The sequence below is a fragment of the Halomonas sp. SIMBA_159 genome (assembly GCF_046536035.1).
Classification (GTDB): Bacteria; Pseudomonadota; Gammaproteobacteria; order Pseudomonadales; family Halomonadaceae; genus Vreelandella; species Vreelandella venusta_A.
This window is the reverse complement of sequence record NZ_JAWJBT010000463.1, coordinates 1-276: the sequence shown is the minus strand read 5'-3', so window position 1 is coordinate 276 and position 276 is coordinate 1. Positions and strand designations below refer to the sequence as shown.

The following is a 276-nucleotide window of genomic DNA, read 5'->3' as shown; positions in this document are numbered from 1 at the left end:
GAGACGACGAACGGCCCGTCGATCTCGGTGACCGAGGCGTCCGGGTCGATCCGGAACAGGTGGCCGCGTGGCACGTCCTCCGGCTGGTCGTTGGAGCCGATCCAGAGCCGGCCGGCCGGATCGACCTTGCCGTCGTTGAGCCGGGTGCCCGTTTCGTTGGCCAGCGGTAGGGCGATCTCCCCGCCCGCGTCGATCCGCTCCCCGTCGAAGGCCAGCACCCGGCTCGCGGTGGCGAGCAGGTAGCCGCCCGAGGCCCGGCGGGCGAGGCAGGCGACC

General features: G+C 73.6%; 1 protein-coding gene. It reads right to left on the bottom strand.

Features of this window, described 5'->3' with window-relative positions; genetic code table 11:
* Positions 1 to 276 (bottom strand): SMP-30/gluconolactonase/LRE family protein (locus R0J87_RS20030; RefSeq protein ID WP_498888442.1); only part of this gene is annotated, 276 nt, incomplete at both ends.